We start from the raw sequence: 22689 nt of genomic DNA, 5'->3' as shown, positions 1-22689 counted from the left end.
AATATCAGTCTATTTTTTTATTCTGTACTGTTGCGGTCGGGGCGATTTTGAAAGCCCGGATCGGGTTGTTATAATATACGAGTTTAGCCGTGTTGTTGACGCTTCCTTTCAGCGAATCTCTTACATTCACTTCGGCGTAATTTGCGTCCGTGGATTCCAGTTTTAAATTGTCAATTTTCCAATAAGGAGCGATAATACTGGCGCTGTCGGATATCTTTAAATTTACCTGCTGGCCCTTGCCCAGGAAGTTTGCCTGACTTCGGTCCGCCATTTCCACCTCTGCTCTGCGGGCATTAACCGACCCAATAAATTTAGCATAATTTTTTAAATTCAGACGAAAGTTATCGGTCTTTATTTCACTCGAAACATTGATTTCAACCGAATCAGAAATTTTAATTTTTTCCGGCTGATACTTCGAATACAGCGTGATGTTGTAGAAATCGACACCTTTCGTCGCGCGTTTTTCCTTAATGGTTAAAGTCTTATCCTCGACATTGATTTTGAGGTTATTGAAAACATTGGGATACGTTTCCACATTCACGAAACTGCTGTCGCTCTTCACATAAAATACCCTGAATTTACCATCAAGATCAATATTCACAAAGTCTTCAAGGGGCAAATCTTTGCTTTCGATGCTGCCTTTTGGCGAAATGTCACCACAAGAGATCAAGGTAAAAGAAAATATCAGGATAAACAGATTTTTCATAATCAAATTACTTCGTCGATGTTGTAATTTTTATGTTCACGGTTTGAACGGATGATCATTTCACCCAAAAAGCCTGCGATAAATAGCAGGGTTCCAAGAATCATCATGGTTAGCGCAATAAAAAACCACGCATTATCGGTGAGCAAATGGCCGTAAATTCCGCGTGAAACATCGATTAACTTGGAAATGCCGAGCCAAAAAGCGGATAAAAATCCAACGATGAACATTAAAGTTCCAACTGCGCCAAAAAAGTGCATCGGCCTGCCGCCAAAACGGCTGACAAACCAAAGCGTTATAAGATCTAAAAATCCACGCACAAATCTCTCGGTCCCGAATTTTGAGGTTCCGTAAGGTCTCGCCTGATGCTGCACTTCTTTCTCAGTAATTCGTCGGAAACCTGCATTGGCAGCCAAAACCGGGATGTAGCGGTGCATGTCGCCGTACACATCAATCGATTTTACCACCTGTTTTCTGTACGCTTTTAGGCCACAGTTGAAATCATGTAAAGCAACGCCTGAAACCTTTCTCGCAGCTGCATTGAACAGTTTTGAAGGCAGATTTTTGGTCATTACATTATCAAAACGTTTCTTTTTCCAGCCTGAAACAATGTCATATTCTTCCTCTTTGACCATTCTGTACAGTTCCGGAATTTCCTCAGGAAAGTCCTGAAGATCAGCATCCATCGTAATCACAACATCGCCCTGCGCCTTTTCAAAAGCTGCGTGGAGGGCCTGTGATTTACCGTAATTCCGTGAAAACTTGATTCCGTGGATCTGTGGAAAACGAACCCGAAGATTTTCAATGATGCTCCAGGAAAGATCGGTACTGCCGTCATCTACAAACCAGACTTCGTACGTCAGGCCAGCGGTTTTACAGGTATTGTCGATTCTGGAAAAAAGCTCCTCCAGAGATTCTTCTTCGTTCAGGAGCGGGATGATTATAGATAAGTTCATTTTAATTATAAATTTAAAACAGAGCGTTATACCGCTTTATACTTGCGGTTTATTTCTGAAAAAAGTGGCGAAAAAGGTCGACAGAATCACATAAAAAATCAGTATTGCAGCGAAATAGTATGTGAACTGACGGAACGAGAACATGTCTTTGTCTTTCAGCATCTCCGGCGAAAAACTTTGAAGCCGTTCGTTGTATTTCTGGTCGAGTTGGCGACTGATATCATCATTGTTCAAACCCGTTTTTGCTTTTACATATTCATTTTTGAGCTCGGTCTTCTGACGCTCGATGTACTGATAATTCAGCAGGTCTTTGGCATCTTTGTCCACGAAATTCAGAAATGCAAACATAGCCAGAACAGACAGTAAACCACCAAAAAACATCGGTTTGAACGCGCGGCCGAAAACATCACGAAATCCCATCAGCGCACCGGTTTTTTTGAGTTCGTAAACGGAATAATAAGCGCCCGCAAGATAGACCGCCGGCATGAGAAACGCGTTAATGAGGAGTGAATTGTTGAAATAATCGGTGTTCATACCGAAAAAATACATTCCGAAGAAGAGAATCATTGTAGCAATAAACAGCAGAAAGCCAATAGTGTACACACTTTTTACCATGAAAATAGTTTAATTAAGAATTTTTTTATGACTGAATTTTTTGAATTTTGATTTAAAGCTTTATCTTTGCACCGGCAAGTCCTACACAACCAGCTCCTGTGAATCCTCCAGGGTGGGAACGCAGCAAAGGTAAACGGTTGTAGCGGTGTGATGTAGATCGCTTGCCATTTTTTTATGCCTAAAATTCAAAGGTTTCTCCCAGTTTAGGTAACACAAGCTCCACTCCTTTTTCCGCAAAATGTTCCGCCGCTTCTGCATGATTAATCGCAATTGGAGGGAATGTATCGAAATGACAGCCAATCACTTTTGGTGTTTTTAAAAGTTCCGCTGCAGCAAAACTCGCTTTGCGTGCACACATCGTGTAATGCGAACCCACCGGCAGAATCGCCAGAGTGATATCACCAAACAGTTGCGGAAACAGCGCCATGTCTGCCATCACGCCTGTATCGCCGGCAAAATACAGGTTTTTACCAGGCAACCTGAAAATATAACCTGCAGGTTCACCGCCATAGCTTCCGTCCGGAAAAGAGCTTGTGTGACTCGCAGGAACCATTGAAATCTTTAAATCATCGATTTTTGCCGAACCGCCAAAATTGATATCGATCGAATTTGAATGACCGAAGTAGCCGCAAATCTCGGGCTGACCGATAATCTGCGCTTCAGGATGATGCTGCAGAACTTCTTTCACATCGGCAGTATGATCGCCGTGTGCATGCGTGATCAGGACATAATCAATCTTTTGTGCAGCAATATCAAATCCCGACTGCTCTTTCTGAAAGTTATAGAAGGGATCGCTTAAGATGTTTTTTCCGTTGTATGTGAACAGAAAACAGTTTTGTCCGAGGAACTGTATGGTCATTTTCTTAGTTTTTAAATTCTGATTTCTTAAAAATAATTTAACCCGATTGCCAGCAAAATTGCGGTGGTCATGGTGATCATGCCAATTTGCTTCAAAAACGGATCAAGCGCTCGCGGTTCTTTGGTCTGAAGAATTCTTCGTCGTAACGCAGCCGTCGGAAACAGCATGATCATCACTATAAACGCATAATATTTTTTCTCGGTGTGTAGCCCGTTCATCATTAAAAATACCAGAATAAGGATGATTGGGAGTTGCAGCAAAACCATTTCGTATATCATCGCGTTGCGGAAACCGAGCCTGAGTGCCAGTGTTTTCTTACCCGAAACACGGTCACTTTCGATATCGCGCATATTATTAAGGTTTAAAACTGCCGCGCTCAGCATACCGATTGCGGTCGCAGGAAGTAAAATGTCGGCCTCAAAAGTCTTGGTGAACAGAAAGTAGCTGCCGCCAACGGAAACAAGTCCGAAAAAAATAAATACCATCAAATCACCCAAACCCAGGTAGCCATAAGGCTTTTTCCCAACAGTATAACCGATTGCAGCCAGAATGCAGGCGATACCAAGAGCCACAAATGTGTAAAACTCGGTGATGTATCCTTCTTTAAAAAATGCCTGGTACAGAAGCGCCACGGTAGCGAGCAAAGACAATACAGCAAACAGAATCACCGCATTTTTCATATGTTGTGCAGAAATTCTGCCTGAAGCTACGGCGCGCTGTTCAGCCTCGTCAAACCGTAATCTATCTGTTCCTTTGATGCCGTCGCCATAATCATTTGCAAAGTTCGACAGCACCTGATAAAGGAGTGTGACGAGCAGCGCGAGCGCGAAAACAGTCCAGTCCCAACTCACGCCGGCAACTTCTAGGCGCCATTTGGCAATGAATGAACCTACGATGATTCCGCTCATCGATAAGGGTAAAGTGCGGAGGCGTGCGGCCTGTATCCAGTCTGTCATTATTTTTTATATACGTTGTTTTTGTAAAATGTACGATATCGTGAGAGAAGACAGCGCTTCACTCGGCAATATATTTTACAATTAAGAAATCCACTTATCTTCCCCAAAATTGGGCTTTCTCTTTTCAAGGAAGGCGTTGCGGCCTTCTTTGGCTTCTTCGGTCATGTACGCAAGTCGCGTCGCTTCACCGGCGAAAACCTGCTGACCTACCATGCCGTCATCGGTAAGGTTCATCGCAAATTTCAGCATGCGGATAGACATTGGCGATTTGCCCAGGATTTCCTGCGCCCATTCATAAGCTTTCTCTTCGAGTTCGGCGTGAGGAATCACGGCGTTTACCATGCCCATTTCTGCTGCTTCTTTCGCTGAATAATTCCGGCCTAAGAAAAAGATTTCGCGGGCTTTTTTCTGACCCACCATCTTGGCCAGATATGCAGAACCGTAACCGCCGTCAAAACTGGTTACATCTGCATCGGTCTGTTTGAAAATCGCGTGTTCCTCGCTTGCCAACGTAAGGTCACAAACGACGTGCAGTGAATGTCCGCCGCCTACAGCCCAGCCGTTCACCACCGCGATAACAACCTTTGGCATGAAACGGATCAGACGCTGAACTTCGAGAATATTCAGTCGGTGACGACCGTCTTCACCTACGTAACCCTGTTCGCCGCGGGCCTTTTGGTCGCCACCGCTGCAAAATGCGTGGCCGCCATCTTTTGGGCTCGGTCCTTCGCCGGTAAGCAATACGACGCCTACCGAAGGATCTTCGGAAACATGGTAGAAAGCATCGTAAAGTTCAGAGGTAGTTTTTGGGCGGAAAGCATTGCGCACTTCCGGTCGGTTAAAAGCAATCCGCGCTACGGCGCCGCATTTTTTATAGGTAATGTCTTCGTATTCTTTTACGGTTTTCCAGTCGGTCATGGTATGTAAAAATTTTGCCCAAAGATACAGATTTATGAGGTGAGGCAAAAGGAAACCGCGGTGTTATTCGGTGGATTTTTATGATGGCTGTCCAGGCCCGGTACTGTCTTCGTGAGTTTCTGCAAGAATCTTTTCCGCTTCCTCAAAATCGTGCTCGCTGACGAGCAGAAAGTAATTTTGAGAAATAGGGAAAACGGCGATATTGTTCACGTATTCGTTTTTTATATAGCTCGGGATTTCGCGTGACGCGAGTTTGGACTTGGCTAATTCGATTTCATACAAGTAGGATGACTGGAATATGGGGACTAATTCTGACATGTTTTTCTTTTTGCTAAAGATACGCATGATTATAAATATGGCTTCCTGTAGTATTATGTCAATGAATTTTGCCGATACAATGTAAATGCATACACAGCGAATCCCATTCTTACGAAAGAGAGATTTCCTGAACTTTAGCCCTGATTGAACGGCCTGTCCGAGCTCGCCCGGCGACCGAAAGGGAGCCGGGCAGCGAGTAGTGAAAGCAGGTGAAGACTTCGGAAGACGCGAAAATCTTCGGGCTCCCGGAAAACTATGAAATTTTTCTGCGGTTGATGAACCAATAAACCGGCAGCCCGAGTAAAATAAGTAGGAAACCAGGCCACGTATATTGGGGTTTGAACCAAATGAGCAGCACGCAGAAGGCAGTTCCGATAATTAAATACAGCACCGGCGTCAGCGGATAAAGCCAGGTTTTATAAGGTCTTTCGATCTCCGGCTTTTTGATTCTAAGGTAAATGACGCCAAAAACGGTAATCATATAAAACAGCACGATCACGAACGAGATCATATCGAGCAAATCGCCATACTGACCACTCAGCGCGAGTACACAGGCCCAGATTCCCTGCATCCAAAGCGATTTTTCGGGAACGTCGAACCGGTTGTTTTCGGTAGCTGATCTGAAAAACAGTCCGTCTTTTGCCATGGTTTGAAAGACGCGCGCGCCCGCCAAAACAAGTCCGTTGATACAGCCAAATGTAGAGATCATCACCAAAACTGCCATGATTACCGTGCCTAAATTGCCGAAAATGACCTCGGAAGCAGCAACAGCCGGGCGGTTTTTGTCGGCGAAGGCAATACCGTCACGATCGAGCGCGTTCAGATAGACGAAGTTAACCAGCATGTACAGCACCATAACGACGATTGTACCGAGTACCATGGACTTTACGACGTTTTTCTTTGGGTTTTCTATTTCGCCGGAAACAAATGTGACATTCTCCCACGCGACAGAACTAAAAACGGAGCCGACCATCGCGGCGGCAATTCCGCCCAGCAAGGTGACGCCGGAAATGGGCTGCCAGCCTGTGGAAACAAGGTCGTTACCCACTTCGCGTCCGAAATTTTGGAAACCGGACCAAACAAAACTCATGTTCTGCGTCCAGTTTGAATCTTTGATCAATAGAAAGCCGAACAAAATGATTCCAAGCAATGCGAGGATCTTGGAAGTAGTGAAAAGGTTTTGCAGTAGTTTGCCATTTTTTACACCGCGGGTATTGATAAAAGTCAGCAGCAAAATGACAACAATGGCAAGAATCTGAACCCAAGTAATGCGGAATGTACCGCTTTGGAAAATGGGTGCTGAATCATTAAGCGCAGGAATCAGATAGGCGGTAAATTTTCCGAACGCCATGGCGACGGCCGCGATTGTTCCGGTTTGTATCACCGCAAAAAGTCCCCAACCGTAAAGAAAACCGGTCATTTTCCCGAAAATTTCGGTGATGTAGGTGTACTGTCCGCCGGCTTTTGGAAACATTGCAGACAATTCACCATACGAAATGGCTGCGGCAACGGTCATAATGCCTGTGATCACCCAAACCGCGATGAGCCAGTACCCCGAACCCAGGTTCCGCATCATATCTGAACTGACGATAAATATTCCGCTGCCAATCATAGAACCCATTACAAGCATAGTTGCATCCCAAAGTTTAAGTTTTTTCTGCATAAAATTTTTTCGTTTTGTACGGCGGAATTTTGTCGGTTCCTGATTTTTTAAAATTTATTATCGGGCGTAAATATAAAAATTTCGGTAAAGGGTTTAGGTTTTTTTTACGTTTTTAATATCAATATGCAACCTCAGGTATAAAAAAAGGAAGTTACACCTCCAAACTTTGACAGTTGGTCGTCTGAGAATTTAAATTTCAACTAACTTCTCACGAAGAACAGTCCGTTGAACCTTTTTCGCACAATATCAGCAGCAAAAGGAAATCTACATGTGAAAAATTTATTAGTTTTGCTCAAAATATAAAAACAATGAAAAAATTTGCCTTAATTCTTTCGGTAGTCTTATCCGCCACAGTTTTTGCGCAGGAAACGGCTAAAAAAATGGGTCCGCCGGAGGGTAAAGCGCTGGCTGGCGAAACTTATGGAGCGCAAGTTTCAGCTAAAGCAGAACAAAATGCCATCACACCCGCTAAACTCGATAAAAAACTTAAAGCAGCAAAAAAGCTTGATCAGGTAGCGGTGAAGGGAAAAGTAACCGACGTTTGTGAGAAAAAAGGCTGTTGGCTGACGGTGGAAACCGAAAACAACGAGAAGTTCTTTGTGAAAATGAAGGATTACGCATTTTTCGTTCCTACAGCATTGAAAGGAAAAGAAGTTTTACTGGAAGGTTCTGCCGAAACAAAAGTAATTTCAGTGGATGAACAAAAACATTATGCGGAGGATGCAAAGAAACCGCAGGCTGAAATAGACGCGATCACAAAGCCGCAGGAAGAAATAAGATTCGTTGCGAATGGAATCAAGGTTTTAAAGTAAACCTCTTTTAAATACAAAAAATAAATTGCGAAGCGAATGCTCCGCAATTTTTTTTATTCAAAAGTGAAATCGACCGGAGCATCCAACTTGGGAAATTTTCGGCTTGAAATAAATTTTTTGCCCGTACAGTCGATTTCCTGCCAGCCTTTTTTGGCTCCGACATCACCCACCTCGATGACAATCGGCACGAACGAAATCTCATCTTCGGCCGGCACATACTCTTCCCGAAACTGCACCGCGATATCCAGCGTGCATTCATAATCAAGATTTAAGGTCACGTTCCGGTAAATCACATCGCAATGCGTTTCCTTATTTACAGGAATTGTTGCATATTCTTCCCATCCAGAAGTGCTGCCTTTCAAAGCGGCGATTGCCTGCAAACATTCGATAAGTGCAAGTGTGTAAAACTTCCGCGTCTGCAGCCTTTTATAATCATCCTTAAAATGCCCGCCTTCAAATAAAACGGTCGGCAAGCCCATTTTTGTGAAGTTATCGCCCGTTGACGTTGGATAAAACTCATCGGAGTATCTGGCGATCTGATTGGGCAAACTCCTGTTCAGACGACTATATATTCTCGAAACTACCGCCATTACCTGCTTCCGAACATGCGTAACCTCACGCTCAAAATTAACTGATGGCGCCAAAAATGAAAGTGTGGCAGGATTGGTTCCGTCGGTGGTAAATATGGTCCGCTGATCGTGCAGATTCAGTGCATAATCATAATTTCCGCTTTCAGCGATCCCACGCAGAATCTGGAATTCTTTACTTGATTTTTTCAGGAAATCCCGATTCAGATCAATATCCAGCGCGTTTCGTCTTGTCCATTTCGCGGAACCGTCGGGATTCAGCATAAAAATAAAATGGAGCGTAATATCTGAAGATAGCTGATTCTCAATATGAGGTTGACGATTGCACATCTCAAGCAAGTCGAGCATCGCCAGCGTGCCTGTCGCTTCATTACCGTGCATCTGCGACCAGGCCAGAACTTTCGTTTCACCTCTACCAACTTTCATCATATAAATAGGCTTGCCCAGAAATGACTTACCGATCTCTGAAATGAAGTCGCTGAAATTCGTCTGTAAGTAATTAAATAATTTTTCTGGGGAAATATAGCGGTTTGGGAAATTAGGATTTGCTTGATAAAGGAAAGTACTGTTCATAAATGCGGTTTACAATTTTCAAATTTACTTTAAAATTTTTTCAAATACATTTTATTACAATTGTAAAATCGTTAAACATTGCTAATGGTCAGTTTGTCTGTTGGTAAAATTGTGGATTGAATTAAATTTAATGGAAAACTTTATAATATACAATATCAGTTATTTATGAAATTTACTTACAGTACTTTATAATTTTACTTTAAGTGAGAAATAGGTTTCTTTTCCCCAAATGTAGGTTGTTAACCTAAACATATCCGCTCTGTTGAAAATGCTTTATAACAAACCGTGTTACAATTGTAACGTGGCTTAAAAATTATTATTTGGAGTATATTTGCCGATAAAATTTTTATATGAACAGCGAAACTATTTTCTTACTTTCCTTCCTGGCTTTTATTGTTTTTATCCTGGCTTTAGACCTTGGTCTTCTTAATAGTAGAAAATCGGATACAGTTTCGATGAAACAGGCAGGTCTCATGAGTTTTTTTGTAGTGGCACTGTCGATGTGTTTTTACTTTGTTCTGCTTACCTACGGTCACCTACTCCACGGCATAGACAACCTCGAAAAACTGCAACAGGTCATTTCTTCGCACCACCACCCTGTCAAGATCATTCCGGGAGATTTAGAAAACAGTATCCAGTTATATAATCAGAACCTCGGTCTCGAATACCTTACCGGTTATGTGGTGGAATATGCTTTATCAGTAGACAATATATTCGTGATGGTTTTGGTCTTCACCGCATTTAGTGTAGCTCCGAAGAACTATCACCGCGTGCTTTTTTGGGGCATCCTCGGCGCGATTGTGATGCGTTTTATCTTCATTTTCGTGGGAGCGGCGCTGATTGAGAAGTTTAGCTGGATCATGTACGTATTCGGAGCTTTCCTTGTGTTTACCGGAATCAAGATGTTCTTTGAGAAGGACGGCGATGATAAGATTGATACACACAACCACCCAGTGGTAAAATTCGCGAACCGTTTTTTCAAAGTCCACAACCATTTCGTAGGCAACAAATTCTTTGTAACGATTGACGGTGTAAAGAAAATAACGCCTCTATTTCTGGTCTTGCTGATCATCGAAGCAACAGATTTAATATTTGCCGTCGACAGTATCCCGGCGATTTTCTCTGTGACTAAAGATCCTTACATCGTATTTTTCTCGAATATCTTTGCGATCATAGGTCTGCGTTCAATGTTCTTTTTGCTCGCCGGAATCATCGATAAATTCCGTTTTCTTAAGGTTGGGTTGTCAGTACTGCTTACGTTTATCGGACTTAAAATGCTGCTTCATTCCTACCTTGAAAATTGGGGTTTTACAACCAGTCATTCGCTTATCGTGATTGTGAGTATCCTTGGTTTAAGTATCCTTTTCTCCTTAATGTTCCCTCTACGTACGAAAGAACGTAAACTGAAATTTGATCCGGAGAAGGATGAACATTTACGTCACTAACATTCGTAATCTTATTTAAAATATGCTAAACCAGCCAGATACGGCTGGTTTACTTTTGTAATATGTTTTGATTTACAAATGTATTTACATATTTAAATTTAATCTTTACATTTGTAATATGAGTTTGAATGAGAGAGTTTCCCAAATTATCGAATATTCGAAGTTGACTGCATCAGAATTTGCAGACGAAGTAGATGTGCAGCGCAGCAACATTTCTCACATCACATCCGGACGTAATAAACCCTCCCTAGACTTTCTTATTAAAATCAAATCGCGCTTTCCGGAGCTGCAATGGGACTGGATCATCACCGGTGAAGGCGAAATGCTGAAAACCGTAACGGAAGAAACACCCGTTGCAAAACCTGCCGCTGTCCCCGATCTCTTCTCAATTATCAATGATGAAAATTTTGGGTACACCGAATCCGAAGACCGGGTGAGCAAGCAAGCACCTTCAGAATCCGTTATTCCTGAGCAAGACACCAAAAGAAAAGATTTAGGCGATTCTCAGCGATTAGCGCCTGCAATTTCCGAGTTTAAATCGCAAACCTTTGAAAAAGAACAGGTTGGCATAAAGCGGATTGTTTGGTTCTACGAAAATGGAAAATTTGAAAGTTTCGAGCCTTAAAAACTTTGATCATCTTCTTATTGTGTAGGCCTTCTTTAAAAAACTAAAAAGAAGCTATGCACACTTTTTGCAGTTCAGACCAAAATCACTTTTTATGAAACTTGCCGAACTTGCAAAGGAACTTCACATCACCACCGACAGCTTTATAAAATTTATCCAGGATTTCGATCTCGAACTTTCCGAATGTATAAGTACAGATTTCGAGGTAAAGGAAGACATTGCCAGATTTGCCCGTGAAAATATTTCGTTTTTAAAAAATTACCAAAAGGATCTTGAACAGCCCAAAACCGTAGAAGATATCGCCGGAAATATCAGTCAGCCCGCAGACAAGGTCGCGGAAGTGATCCGCAAGGAAAAACCTGCGATTTACGAAAACGGCGTCTATAGATCCTCAGTTTCGAGTTTTGGCGTAGACCAGAAATTGGGTGGCGACTACAATTTTGTGTACAACTATTTCGGCAAGCGTATGCCGCTCGCAAAACGTGATTTCATCGGCTATCGCGATCTGTTCTTTTATATTTCAAAGGCACTTGACCCATTTGCAAATGAAAATACCACGCTCACCGATTGGGGCATACACAGACCGGCTGGAATCATTCTCTACGGCCCACCCGGAAGCGGTAAAATATTTTGGGCGCACAAAATTGCTCAGATCATTGGGTATCAATTCAAAGAAATAAAGAAGTATTATCTCGGGACCTCGTTTGTAGACGGCAACGAGACCAGTTTTAATGATTTTCTGCTCGAAACCATGAAACAGGAAAAAGTAGTGCTTTTCATGGATGATTTTGATAATGTGATGATGGAACGCACTGCCACAAGTTCGGTCAATTCATGCGATGAGGAAACTAAGGAGATCATACTTCATCATATCGACCGATTTGAGGAAGAGGAGTTGCTCATGGTAGCCTCGGCTAACACTTTAACAGGTATCGACCGCGAGATACTCGCGCCCGGCCGCTTCGATGTGGTGATTCCGGTATTTCCACCAAATGTGCAGGAACGTGCGGAAATCATTCTTTATTATATGACGAAAGATCTGTCCGACGAAGCTTTACTAAAACAGATTTTAGAAAAAAATAATGCAGACCATCTACCGTTCTGGAACGAAATTTCGGCCAGAATGAAGGTATTCTCAAACACGATGCTCATCGATTTCACGCAGAGCCTTAAAAAGCGGATCCGGACGCAGTATCTGAAAGACAACTCTCTGGATATCGACATCAAAAAACATCTGCAGCCTGCGTTGAGGGAAGCTTCGGCAAAACTGACGGATGAATATTTCGAACAGATGTCCAGGTTTATAAAAGATATCTCTGTAAATAATTACGACGATTTCGCGACCAGGATTGAGAATCTTAAGCAGGAACTTCAGCACTACAGAATCGTAGAAAAACCACGTCAGGCAATTGGTTTCACGCATAACTCTGATTCAAAATAAAACGAAAGCCATCTTTAATTGATGGCTTTTGATTTTTCATCCTATTTCTTTTCTTTCGGTACTTTCAGGCCTTTTTCTTTGGCCTCTGAAATTCCGATCGCAACCGCCTGCTTGCGGTCTGTAACTTTGTCACCATTGGAAGATTTTAGTTTTCCTTCCTTGAACTCGTGCATCACTTCTCCAATTTTATCGGATGCCTTATCCGAATACTTCTTGTTTGCCATAATTCAGATTTTATTGTTAAAAAGTTAGTTGTTATGCCTTTCGAATTCAATTTTGCTGCCATCTGTAGCCGATTGGCGGGCGTTTTAATAAAATTGTTATCTTTGAGACCTTTATCAAATTATCTATATGAAGAAAATATTTTTATCTGTCTCTTTACTCGCGGCTGTAGCGCTGTTTTCGCAGGAAATAACGCTAGATAAGATTTACTCGGGCTATTATCGCGGAAAGAGCATTTCGGGAATCGCATCGCTGAAAGGCGGTGACAGCTATGTGGTGATAGAGCCTGCCGGAATTGCTAAATATTCGTACAAGACCTCACAAAAAGAGGGAAATATCGTTGACGGAAAATTTGAATCTTATATTTTCAGCAGCGACGAATCGAAAATATTGCTTTTGAAGGAAAGTGAACCAATTTATCGCCATTCCTATTTAGGTATATTTGATGTGAAGGACCTGCGCACGGGCAAAATGATCAGCCTGAATAACGGAAATGCGGTGCAGGAACCTACTTTTTCGCCGGACGGAAACAAGGTTGCCTTCATTGCTGACAATAACTTATTCTATCAGGACCTAAATTCCGGCAAAATCATACAAATTACAACTGACGGCAAGAAAAATTCAATATTAAACGGCCTCGCAGACTGGGTGTATGAAGAGGAATTCGGTCATGCAAAACTGTATGAGTGGACGCAGAATTCAGACGCAATTGTGTTCGTAAAGTCTGATGAAACGGAGGTTCCGGAAATGTATATCCCGATCTACGGCAAGCAGCTCTACCCTTCTGAGATGCGTTTTAAGTATCCGAAGGCCGGTGAAAAGAACTCGATTGTCTCAGCACAACTTTTCCGTTTGGACTCAGGAAAAACGGTGGCTCTCGATCTGTCGGATTTTAAGAATTATTACATTCCGAATGTCATTAAGACATCCAAGCCGGATGAAATCATCCTTATTACTTCCGCGCGTACCCAAAATGCCTCCGATGTTTTAAAGGTAAATACCAAAACTGGCAAGATTCAGAAATTATTTACCGAAACCGATGAAAAATGGGTTGACACCGATAATGTGACAATGGAATTTCTGCCGGATAACTCATTTATCTGGGGTTCAGAGCGTGATGGGAACCGTCATCTTTATTTGTATGACGAGAATGGAAAATTAAAAAAGCAAATCACCAAAGGCAACTGGGAAGTGACCGATTATTACGGATACAACCCAAAAACCTATGAAGTTTTCGTGCAAACTACGGAAAAAGGTAGCATCAATAAGGTGGTTTCGAAAATCAATATCAATTCAGGCAAATCCACTTTGCTTTCAAATGCTGAAGGCAACAACAGTGCGAACTTCAGCGGTAATTTCAACTATTTCATCGAAACGTCCTCATCGGCGAGCAAACCTTACACTTTCGTGCTTAAGGACAGCAACGGAAAGACGGTAAAAGAACTTCAGAATAATGACGAACTCCTCAAAAAACTGCAGGCAGATAACCTTGTAACAAAAGAGTTTTTCACCATTCCAAATGAAGTTGGAGACCAGATGAACGCATGGATTCTGAAGCCGAAAGACTTCGACAGGAATAAAAAATACCCGGTTTTTATGTATCAGTATTCCGGTCCGGGCTCACAAAGTGTTTCCAATTCTTGGGATGCGGGTAACGGACTTTGGTTCAATCACCTGGTGCAGAAAGGATATCTGGTGGTTTGCGTGGATGGCCGCGGGACGGGTTTTAAAGGAACCAAATACAAAAAATCTACGTACATGAATCTTGGCAAGTACGAGATTGAAGACCAGATCGCAGCCGCGAAATGGCTCGGCAAGCAAAGCTATGTTGATGCCTCGAGAATCGGGATTTTCGGATGGAGCTATGGCGGTTACATGGCGAGTTTGGCGCTGACCAAAGGTGCTGATGTTTTCAAGACCGGAATCGCTGTAGCACCGGTTACAAACTGGAGATATTACGACACGGTTTATACTGAAAGATTCCTTCGCACGCCACAGGAAAACCCGAAAGGTTATGACGAGAATTCACCGACAGAATACGCGAAACTTTTGAAAGGTAAATTCCTTTTGATTCACGGCACCGCTGATGACAATGTGCATTTCCAGAATTCTATGGAGTTTGCCGAAGCTTTGATTCAGAACAAAAAGCAGTTTGAGTTCATGGCGTATCCGGACAAGAATCACGGTATTTTCGGCGGACAGACGAGACCTCAGTTATACCAGAAAATGACAGACTTCTTACTTGAAAATCTTTAATATTTAAATATAAAAAATGGCATCAAACACCAGTAAACATCCCAAAGGGCTACCCTTTTTGTTTTTCACGGAAATGTGGGAACGCTTTGGCTATTACCTAATCCTCGGAATTTTTGTACTCTACATGATCGATCCTACCGAAACCGGCGGATTGGCTTTAAATGACAAAAACGCGGATGATATTTTCGGAACTTTCATCGCTTTAACATACCTGACGCCGTTTTTGGGTGGCTTTCTTGCAGACCGGGTGCTTGGCTACATCAAAGCGATCTACATAGGCGGGGTTCTTATGGGTTTGGGTTACATTGGTCTGGGTGTCTTCCAGGATTTACCGATGTTTTACGCGTCGATGGGTCTTATTATTTTAGGAAACGGCTTCTTCAAACCAAGTATTTCCACGCTGCTTGGAAACCTCTACGAAGAAGAGCCTTACGCAGCCAATAAGGATGCGGGTTACAACATTTTCTATATGGGGATCAACATCGGAGCCTTTGTCTGCAATATTATCGCGGCCTTCATGCGAAACAAATTTGGCTGGGGCGAAGCGTTCATGACCGCCGGTATTGGGATGTTTTTGGGTCTGATCATATTTTCATTGGGCCGCAAGCATATCCTGAAAGCGAATGTCATCAAACCCGCTCAGGAAGGTGATACGAAGATTTCTGATGTCTTGGTTAAAGTATTTTTACCCGCAATCATCGCCGGTGTTGTTGGTTGGGTAATCCCAGGAAATATCTTCGGAAGTGATTCTACTGATGCGTTTATATTTGCCTGTCTGCCTGTTATTTACTTCTATGTCATGCTTTATGTAAAGGCAAATTCGGAGGATAAAAGACCGATTGGTGCCTTATTGGCGATTTTTGCGGTGAGCCTGATGTTTTGGGCCGTATTTAAACAAAACGGAACTGCACTGACGCGCTGGGCGAATTATTATACGGACAGAAGTGTTCCTGCGGCGCTCGAAAAACCTTTGGAAGCCATTTATCTTGTGGATACTAAGGATTATACAACTCAATCGGTGAATGTCTATGATGATCAGTATCAGGCTAAAAAAGACGAGTCTGGCAACGCCCTGAAAGAGGAGGGCAAAGACATTTATTTCCGAAATGAGACGCCTGAAAAAAAGGCCGCGATGGAAGCTAATCCGGAAGGGAAAGTTTACCTCTACAACACTGAACTTTTCCAGTCTGTCAATCCATTTTGGGTAATTGTGCTCACGCCGTTGGTAGTAGGTTTCTTCATGTTTCTCCGACGAAAGGGCAAAGAACCCACAACGCCAAGTAAAATAGTCCTCGGATTGTTCATCTCAGCACTCTCCTGCCTCGTTATGGTGGGTGCGGTATATGCGGGCCAGAACGGGCTGTTCAAAGTATCGGCTTTATGGCTTGTGGCAGCTTATGGAGTTATTACAATTGGTGAACTTTGCCTGTCACCAATGGGCCTTTCGTTGGTATCAAAGCTTTCGCCACCGCGGATTACGGCTTTGATGATGGGCGGATTCTTCCTTTCAACATCAATCGGTAATAAACTTTCCGGAGTTTTAGCGAGTTTCTGGTACGATTACGAGAATAAAGCTAACTTCTTCATTGTCAATTTCGGACTGTTACTTTTAGCTACCCTTTTGGGACTGTCGATCCTAAAAAGGCTTAATGTAATTATGAAAGAGAAAGGAGTAAAGTAGTTTTTGGTACAATTTTCACTACGAGATGCCGGCAAGTCCGGCATTTTTTGTGTATACATGCCAAACAATTATATACCGGACAACGGAAAAAAACTATATTTGTCTATTAACAATTATTAACAGAAATAAATTATGGCTACAGAAGTACAGACAGGGCATCCTAAAGGACTCTATCTTTTGTTTATGACTGAAATGTGGGAACGCTTTTCCTACTACGGAATGCGGGCGATTTTCGTTCTGTATATGACGAAAATGCTTTTAATGGATGATGCAGAAGCTTCCCAGATCTACGGAAGTTATACCGGCCTCGTTTACCTTACACCGCTTCTGGGTGGTTATCTTTCAGACCGTTTTCTGGGGAACAGAAGAAGTATCGAGATCGGAGGTTTGCTGATGGCTTTAGGACAGTTCATCATGTTCTTCAGTGCATCTACTTCGGGTACTTCAGCAATTACATTGATGTGGATTGGTCTTACGGCGCTGATCATCGGTAATGGTTTCTTTAAACCGAATATCTCCACCATGGTTGGCCAGCTTTATCCAAAAGGTGACCGCCGTATTGACTCGGCTTTTACTATATTTTATATGGGTATTAACCTCGGGGCATTCTTTGCACCGCTTGTTTCAGGTACCTTGGCTGAAAAAGTGGACTTCAAATGGGGTTTCCTTGCGGCAGGTATCGGTATGGTAATCGGCTTGGTAACATTCATGCTTCAGAAAAATAAATTATTGGTTGATAATGAGCAGAAACCGATCGGTATGCCTACCAAAAAGTTTGGTATCGCACAACTGGGAATGGTTTTAGGCTCAATCGCGATCATTTTCTTCCTGATGAACTTCAAGACGATGTTCCAAAGCGACCTCGACATCATTGGCTACCTCATTTACGGTGCAATGATCGTGATGCCGCTTATCGTGCTTACCGATAAATCGTTGACGAAAGAAGAACGCGACAGAATTATGGTGATCTTCATCCTTGCGTTCTTTGTAATCTTCTTCTGGGGCGCATTTGAGCAGGCTGGAGCCTCCCTTACGATCTTCGCGGACAGGCAGACCGACAGAATGATTTTCGGTTGGGAAATGCCTGCGAGTTACTTTCAGTCTGTTAACCCATTAGCAATCATCCTTCTTGCACCATTGTTCTCTTCAATGTGGTTACGTCTTGGAAACCGCGGCATGGAGCCTTCTTCGCCAAAGAAAATGGCGTTAGGTCTTGCATTGGTATCTTTAGGATATGTAGTAATTGCATTTGCAGTGTATGGTCTTGGAATGATGGACAAAGTTTCAATGTTCTGGTTGATCGCACTTTATGTAATTCACACGATGGGTGAACTTTGCCTTTCACCAATCGGACTATCAATGGTTTCAAAACTTTCACCACTGCGTTTTTCATCGCTTTTGATGGGAACCTGGTTCCTTGCGAATGCAGCGGCGAATAAATTTGCAGGTACGCTCTCAGCACTTATTCCTGGTAGCGGCGAAGATGGTCAGGGCGCAGCAGTTACGCATTTCCTTGGATTCGAAATCGCAAACCTGTTTGATTTCTTCCTTGTATTTATCGTAATGTGCGGTGCTGCAGCTGTGATCCTGTTTATGATGAGCCGTTGGTTAGAAAAGAAAATGCACGGTGTGAACTAAGCACAGCAAAACCTTTAAAAATCTTAAAACCATCGGATATCCGGTGGTTTTTTCTAATTTCGTTAAAATTTTATCTAATGAATCTTACGCTTGATCAAATTCAGGATTTTAAAGGAAAATATCCGAAACAGATATGGTCCCTGTTTTTCTCGGAAATGTGGGAACGCTTCTGCTTTTACGGGATGCGCGGTATGCTGGTATTTTTTATGATTTCTGAACTGAAATTCGATGACGAAAAAGCCAATCTGCAATACGGTGCCACGCAGGCTTTCGTGTATGCTTTCACCTTTGTAGGCGGCCTTTTTGCGGATAAGATCCTGGGATTCCGGAAATCGCTGTTCTGGGGCGGCCTTCTGATGATCGTTGGAAGTTTGATCCTTGCCACAAACCCTCACGACTTTTTCTTTCTCGGCATCTCGTTTACCGTTGTGGGAACCGGTTTCTTTAAACCAAACATCTCCACTATGGTGGGAAAACTGTATCGGGGCGATGATTCCCGTCGTGACGCCGGTTTCTCGCTGTTCTATGCTGGGATTAATCTAGGTGCGCTGCTCGGCGGCTATCTGTGTATCGCGATTGGAAAGGGCGAAATGTTAACTAATATAATTCCGGAAGATAAACGATGGAATGTGGCTTTTGGTCTGGCCGCCATCGTAATGGTCATCAGTCTGATCAATTTTGTATTTACACAGCGCAGACTGGGACCCATCGGTTTGATGCCGCAAAAAATTGCAGCAGACGGTACATTGATTCCAACTGAAAAGTGGAAGATTTACGGTGTGTATGCGCTCACATTATTATTTGTACCGCTTATCATGATTATGGTTTCGGTACCGCAGTACACCGATTATTTTATGTGGACTGTCGGTCCTTTGACATTGATTTATCTGTTTTTTGAAATGTCTAAAGTTTCAGCACCTGAACGCAACAAGCTTTGGGCTGCACTGGTATTCATCATATTTTCAATCCTTTTCTGGGGAATTTATGAGCAATCGGGCGGTTCACTGAGTATTTTCGCGGCCAATAATCTGAACAAAGATCTGTTGGGTCTTGATCCAAATGGGGTGAATAATTCCGGAGGCGCATTTTTCATCATATTTTTAGCACCGCTGCTGGGTCTTTTGTGGATTTGGCTGAGCAAAAGAAGGCTTGAACCAAATACACTGATCAAGTTCGGACTCGGATTCATTTTCCTCGGACTGGGATACTACGTACTTTTTGCGACACGTTTCTTCGCCGATTTACAGGGCGTGACCTCCTTAAATATATTCACCATCGCACTGTTGGTCATCACTTTTGGTGAACTTTGCCTTTCTCCGATTGGTCTTTCGATCATGACCAAACTATCCACAGAGAAACTTCAGGGTATGATGATGGGACTCTGGTTCCTGGCATCAGCGTATGGACAGTACGTCGCGGGAATCATTGGTGCGAATATGGCCACCGCAAAAGAAGGTTCCTCAAATATGGATGCATTGATTGCGTACACTGAAGGTTACAAACAACTCGGCTTATATGCAGTGCTTGCTGGTGTAATCCTTATGGTAATTTCTCCGTTTGTAAAAAAACTGATGCAGGACGTGCGGTAATCCTTATTTAACTAATCCTGATAATAGCCATCCAAATTGCTATGAGAAACATTTTCAGTATAATTTTCCTTTTTTTAATGACTTCAGCGCACGCGCAGGTGAAGTGGATGTCGCTGGAAGAAGCTCTAAGCGCACAAAAAGTTGCACCACGTAAGATTTTCATTGATTTTTACGCAGAATGGTGCGGACCGTGCAAGATAATGGACAAGACCACCTACGGACATCCGTTAATCGCAAAATATTTAAATGAGGAATATTATGCCGTGAAATTTGACGCAGAATCCCGCGAAAAAGTAACATATGGCGGCCGTGCTTTCGTAAATCCCGGTTTTGAACCTGGGAAACGCCGCAATTCGCTGCACGAATTCACGCGGTACATGAATGTATCTGCGGTCCCGACCATCGTATTCCTGGACGAGCACAGCATGCCCATCACCATCTTGCAGGGCGCGTTCACCGCTCAGGAGCTGGAACCTTACCTACCCTTCATGGCAAGCGATGGTTATAAAAAAATTACCACGCGCGAGCAGTGGGAAAACTACCAGCGAAAGTTTAAATCGAGTATCATTGAGTAAGAATATTTAATTGAAAAGGACTTGTAAATACCCTATTTGCAAGTCCTTTTTATTTTTACGAAATTCGCCTTCCGCGAAAAATAAATCCTTCACGTACTGCACTTGAATCTAGATACACCCATAGAATTTCTTAAAGGGATTGGTCCCGAACGAGCCAAATTCATTAAAAATGTCTTGGGTTTTTCGGTAGTTGAAGATTTCCTTACATTTTACCCTCTTCGGTACATCGACAAAAGCAGAATTTTCAAGATTTCAGAACTTGCAGAGAACGTGGATACTGAAATCCAGCTTAAAGGAAAAATCACAGATTTGCAGGAAATAGCGTATGGAAGCGGAAAAAAAAGACTTTCAGCCAAGTTCAGGGATGAAACGGGATCAATCGAACTGGTGTGGTTCCGATATTCTAAATGGATGAAGGAACAGATCCCGATACTTACAGAGCTCATTGTTTTCGGAAGACTGAATGAGTTTAATGGCATATACTCCATCGCACATCCCGAAATAGAAACAGACGAAAAAAAAGCGGTGTCCGGTTCACTGTTGCCAGTTTATCCGGGAAGCGAAAAATTAGCGAAACGCGGCCTCAACAATAAATTTTTCCAACAGGTTCTGAGTGAGGTTCTCAGAAACTTGCCACAACTCATTGAGGAAAACCTCCCGGCCTCCGTCATGGAAAAATACAGGCTGATCGGCCGCCAGCACGCATACTATCACATCCATTTTCCTAAGAATAAAAATTCTGCTGATCATGCAAACCGCCGGCTTAAATTTGAGGAAGCGTTCATGTTTCAGTTGAGCTATGCATTAAAGAAAATTCATCACAAATCTACTGCTGTTGGCAATCCGTTTAGGCACGTGGGCGAGAATTTTAAACATTTTTATGCTGAAAAGCTACCATTTGAACTTACAAATGCACAGAAAAGGGTTTTGAAGGAAATCCGGCTGGACATGAAAAGGCCTGTGCAGATGAACCGATTGCTGCAGGGTGATGTAGGTTCGGGCAAAACGATGGTCGCCCTCCTTGCGATGCTGATTGCGCTTGACAACGGTTTCCAGAGCTGCATGATGGCCCCGACTGAAATCCTTGCGCAGCAACATTTCTATTCGGTGAAGGAACTTCTGCAGGGCACAGACATTAAAGTGAAATTACTTACCGGCAGCACCCGGCCGGCGGAGCGAAAAATCTTACACGAGGAGCTTTTGAGCGGTGAACTTACCATTTTAGTAGGTACACACGCGGTCCTTGAAGACGTGGTTAAATTCCGAAATCTCGGTTTGGCGATCATTGATGAACAGCATCGTTTTGGCGTGGCACAACGCGCAAGGCTTTGGGCGAAAAATAAGATTCCACCACACATTTTGGTTATGACGGCGACCCCGATTCCGAGAACATTGGCGATGAGTTTCTACAGTGATCTTGATGTTTCTGTGATCGATGAAATGCCCGTGGGACGGAAACCGATCATTACTGCCCACAGACGTGAAAAAAACAGGTTGTCCGTCTTCCGGTTTGCGAAAGAAGAAATTGAAAAAGGCCGGCAAATCTATTTCGTCTATCCACTGATTGAGGAATCTGAAACCCTAGATTACAAAAACCTGATGGAAAATTTCGGGCATATCGTTGATTTTTTCGAAGGGAAAAATGTCACCATGCTCCACGGCCGGATGAAACCCGTCGAAAAAGACGCTGCGATGCAGTATTTTGCTTCGGGTAAAGCCGAGATCATGGTTGCAACTACGGTGATTGAAGTGGGCGTGAATGTACCGAACGCGTCTGTGATGGTCATCGAAAGTGCTGAAAGGTTCGGGCTTTCGCAGCTTCATCAGCTTCGCGGACGTGTCGGCCGTGGCGCGGAACAAAGCTACTGCATCCTGATGACCTCAGACAAACTCAGCAAAGAAAGCCGTACACGCATAAAAACAATGACAGAGACGAACGATGGTTTTAAAATCTCAGAAGTGGACATGCAGCTGCGCGGGCCCGGTGATATTTTGGGGACACAGCAAAGCGGCGTTGTAGATTTCAAAAAACTTGATTTAATTGCGGACGGGAAAATCATTAAAGCTGCTAAAGATGCGGTGGAAAACCTACTTTCATTTGACCCTAAACTGGAGACCGCAGATCATCAGTCCCTGAAAAAATATTATAACCAGCAATACCGCGGGAAAAACAAATGGGGTCGGATTTCTTAGAGATTATTGCCTTCGTTTTGCGGCACAATTTTTAGTATAAAGGCAGCATCTAGACAACGTCATC

At 43.0% G+C, this 22689-nt stretch carries 20 protein-coding genes and 1 other RNA gene; 11 read left to right on the top strand and 10 right to left on the bottom strand.

Going from position 1 to position 22689, the window contains the following annotated elements:
* Nucleotides 1-4 precede the first annotated feature (4 nt).
* Genes QEP06_RS01155 through QEP06_RS01145 form a run of 3 tightly spaced genes read right to left on the bottom strand, consistent with a single transcriptional unit; the run spans nucleotide 5 to nucleotide 2274 of the window.
* On the bottom strand, nucleotides 5-706 hold the full coding sequence (locus tag QEP06_RS01155) for a GIN domain-containing protein (RefSeq protein ID WP_285268708.1): 702 nt from the start codon (nucleotides 704-706) through the stop codon (nucleotides 5-7).
* 2 nt (nucleotides 707-708) lie between these two features.
* Nucleotides 709-1659 (bottom strand): glycosyltransferase family 2 protein, encoded by a 951-nt coding sequence (locus QEP06_RS01150; protein WP_251833485.1) that lies wholly within the window; start codon nucleotides 1657-1659, stop codon nucleotides 709-711.
* A 36-nt stretch (nucleotides 1660-1695) separates the two neighbouring features.
* On the bottom strand, nucleotides 1696-2274 hold the full coding sequence (locus tag QEP06_RS01145) for a DUF4199 domain-containing protein (protein WP_251833486.1): 579 nt from the start codon (nucleotides 2272-2274) through the stop codon (nucleotides 1696-1698).
* Between the two features lie 72 nt (nucleotides 2275-2346).
* Here QEP06_RS01145 and ffs point away from each other — a divergent pair.
* Nucleotides 2347-2444: signal recognition particle sRNA small type (gene ffs / locus QEP06_RS01140), an RNA gene on the top strand.
* A gap of 8 nt (nucleotides 2445-2452) precedes the next feature.
* Here the strand turns inward: ffs and QEP06_RS01135 are convergent.
* From QEP06_RS01135 to QEP06_RS01115, 5 genes are all read right to left on the bottom strand, one after another.
* On the bottom strand, nucleotides 2453-3133 hold the full coding sequence (locus QEP06_RS01135) for a metal-dependent hydrolase (protein WP_251833487.1): 681 nt from the start codon (nucleotides 3131-3133) through the stop codon (nucleotides 2453-2455).
* Between the two features lie 26 nt (nucleotides 3134-3159).
* Nucleotides 3160-4089: a 1,4-dihydroxy-2-naphthoate octaprenyltransferase gene (gene menA, locus QEP06_RS01130; protein WP_285268707.1), complete on the bottom strand. Its 930-nt coding sequence runs from the start codon at nucleotides 4087-4089 to the stop codon at nucleotides 3160-3162.
* Between the two features lie 81 nt (nucleotides 4090-4170).
* Nucleotides 4171-5007, bottom strand: a complete 837-nt coding sequence (locus tag QEP06_RS01125; RefSeq protein WP_285268706.1) for a 1,4-dihydroxy-2-naphthoyl-CoA synthase — start codon at nucleotides 5005-5007, stop codon at nucleotides 4171-4173.
* 78 nt (nucleotides 5008-5085) lie between these two features.
* On the bottom strand, nucleotides 5086-5325 hold the full coding sequence (locus QEP06_RS01120; protein ID WP_251833490.1) for a putative signal transducing protein: 240 nt from the start codon (nucleotides 5323-5325) through the stop codon (nucleotides 5086-5088).
* Between the two features lie 253 nt (nucleotides 5326-5578).
* Nucleotides 5579-6988 (bottom strand): APC family permease, encoded by a 1410-nt coding sequence (locus QEP06_RS01115; protein ID WP_285268705.1) that lies wholly within the window; start codon nucleotides 6986-6988, stop codon nucleotides 5579-5581.
* Nucleotides 6989-7296: 308 nt separating this feature from the next.
* Here QEP06_RS01115 and QEP06_RS01110 point away from each other — a divergent pair, with 308 nt between their 5' ends.
* Nucleotides 7297-7800, top strand: a complete 504-nt coding sequence (locus QEP06_RS01110; protein WP_285268704.1) for a DUF4920 domain-containing protein — start codon at nucleotides 7297-7299, stop codon at nucleotides 7798-7800.
* 53 nt (nucleotides 7801-7853) lie between these two features.
* Here QEP06_RS01110 and QEP06_RS01105 read toward each other — a convergent pair whose 3' ends face one another.
* Entirely contained in the window at nucleotides 7854-8960 is a 1107-nt protein-coding gene (locus QEP06_RS01105) for a M14 family zinc carboxypeptidase (protein WP_285268703.1), read from the bottom strand.
* Nucleotides 8961-9310: 350 nt separating this feature from the next.
* Between QEP06_RS01105 and QEP06_RS01100 the strand changes: the two genes are divergently transcribed.
* The 3 genes from QEP06_RS01100 (at nucleotide 9311) to QEP06_RS01090 (ending at nucleotide 12471) form a co-directional block, all read left to right on the top strand.
* Nucleotides 9311-10405: a TerC/Alx family metal homeostasis membrane protein gene (locus QEP06_RS01100; protein WP_251833494.1), complete on the top strand. Its 1095-nt coding sequence runs from the start codon at nucleotides 9311-9313 to the stop codon at nucleotides 10403-10405.
* Nucleotides 10406-10523: 118 nt separating this feature from the next.
* Nucleotides 10524-11030, top strand: coding sequence for a helix-turn-helix transcriptional regulator (locus QEP06_RS01095; protein WP_285268702.1), 507 nt, complete (start codon nucleotides 10524-10526; stop codon nucleotides 11028-11030).
* A gap of 94 nt (nucleotides 11031-11124) precedes the next feature.
* A complete protein-coding gene (locus QEP06_RS01090; protein ID WP_285268701.1) occupies nucleotides 11125-12471 on the top strand; it encodes an AAA family ATPase in 1347 nt (448 codons plus the stop codon).
* Nucleotides 12472-12512: 41 nt separating this feature from the next.
* Here the strand turns inward: QEP06_RS01090 and QEP06_RS01085 are convergent, their stop codons facing one another.
* A complete protein-coding gene (locus tag QEP06_RS01085; RefSeq protein WP_251833497.1) occupies nucleotides 12513-12695 on the bottom strand; it encodes a DUF6496 domain-containing protein in 183 nt (60 codons plus the stop codon).
* Nucleotides 12696-12822: 127 nt separating this feature from the next.
* Here QEP06_RS01085 and QEP06_RS01080 point away from each other — a divergent pair, with 127 nt between their 5' ends.
* The 6 genes from QEP06_RS01080 to recG all read left to right on the top strand — a co-directional run bounded on the left by QEP06_RS01080 (nucleotide 12823) and on the right by recG (nucleotide 22625).
* Nucleotides 12823-14949 (top strand): S9 family peptidase, encoded by a 2127-nt coding sequence (locus tag QEP06_RS01080; RefSeq protein WP_285268700.1) that lies wholly within the window; start codon nucleotides 12823-12825, stop codon nucleotides 14947-14949.
* A gap of 16 nt (nucleotides 14950-14965) precedes the next feature.
* Nucleotides 14966-16630: a peptide MFS transporter gene (locus QEP06_RS01075; protein WP_285268699.1), complete on the top strand. Its 1665-nt coding sequence runs from the start codon at nucleotides 14966-14968 to the stop codon at nucleotides 16628-16630.
* A 132-nt stretch (nucleotides 16631-16762) separates the two neighbouring features.
* Nucleotides 16763-18268, top strand: a complete 1506-nt coding sequence (locus QEP06_RS01070) for a peptide MFS transporter (protein WP_285268698.1) — start codon at nucleotides 16763-16765, stop codon at nucleotides 18266-18268.
* A 77-nt stretch (nucleotides 18269-18345) separates the two neighbouring features.
* Nucleotides 18346-19857: a peptide MFS transporter gene (locus QEP06_RS01065; RefSeq protein ID WP_251833501.1), complete on the top strand. Its 1512-nt coding sequence runs from the start codon at nucleotides 18346-18348 to the stop codon at nucleotides 19855-19857.
* Between the two features lie 77 nt (nucleotides 19858-19934).
* Nucleotides 19935-20432 (top strand): thioredoxin family protein, encoded by a 498-nt coding sequence (locus QEP06_RS01060; RefSeq protein ID WP_285268697.1) that lies wholly within the window; start codon nucleotides 19935-19937, stop codon nucleotides 20430-20432.
* Between the two features lie 102 nt (nucleotides 20433-20534).
* Entirely contained in the window at nucleotides 20535-22625 is a 2091-nt protein-coding gene (gene recG / locus QEP06_RS01055; protein ID WP_285268696.1) for an ATP-dependent DNA helicase RecG, read from the top strand.
* The last annotated feature ends 64 nt before the right edge of the window (nucleotides 22626-22689 follow it).

This window comes from Kaistella rhinocerotis (assembly GCF_030243905.1).
GTDB classification, from domain to species: domain Bacteria; phylum Bacteroidota; class Bacteroidia; order Flavobacteriales; family Weeksellaceae; genus Kaistella; species Kaistella rhinocerotis.
This window is presented reverse-complemented; position numbering and strand designations above follow the sequence as displayed.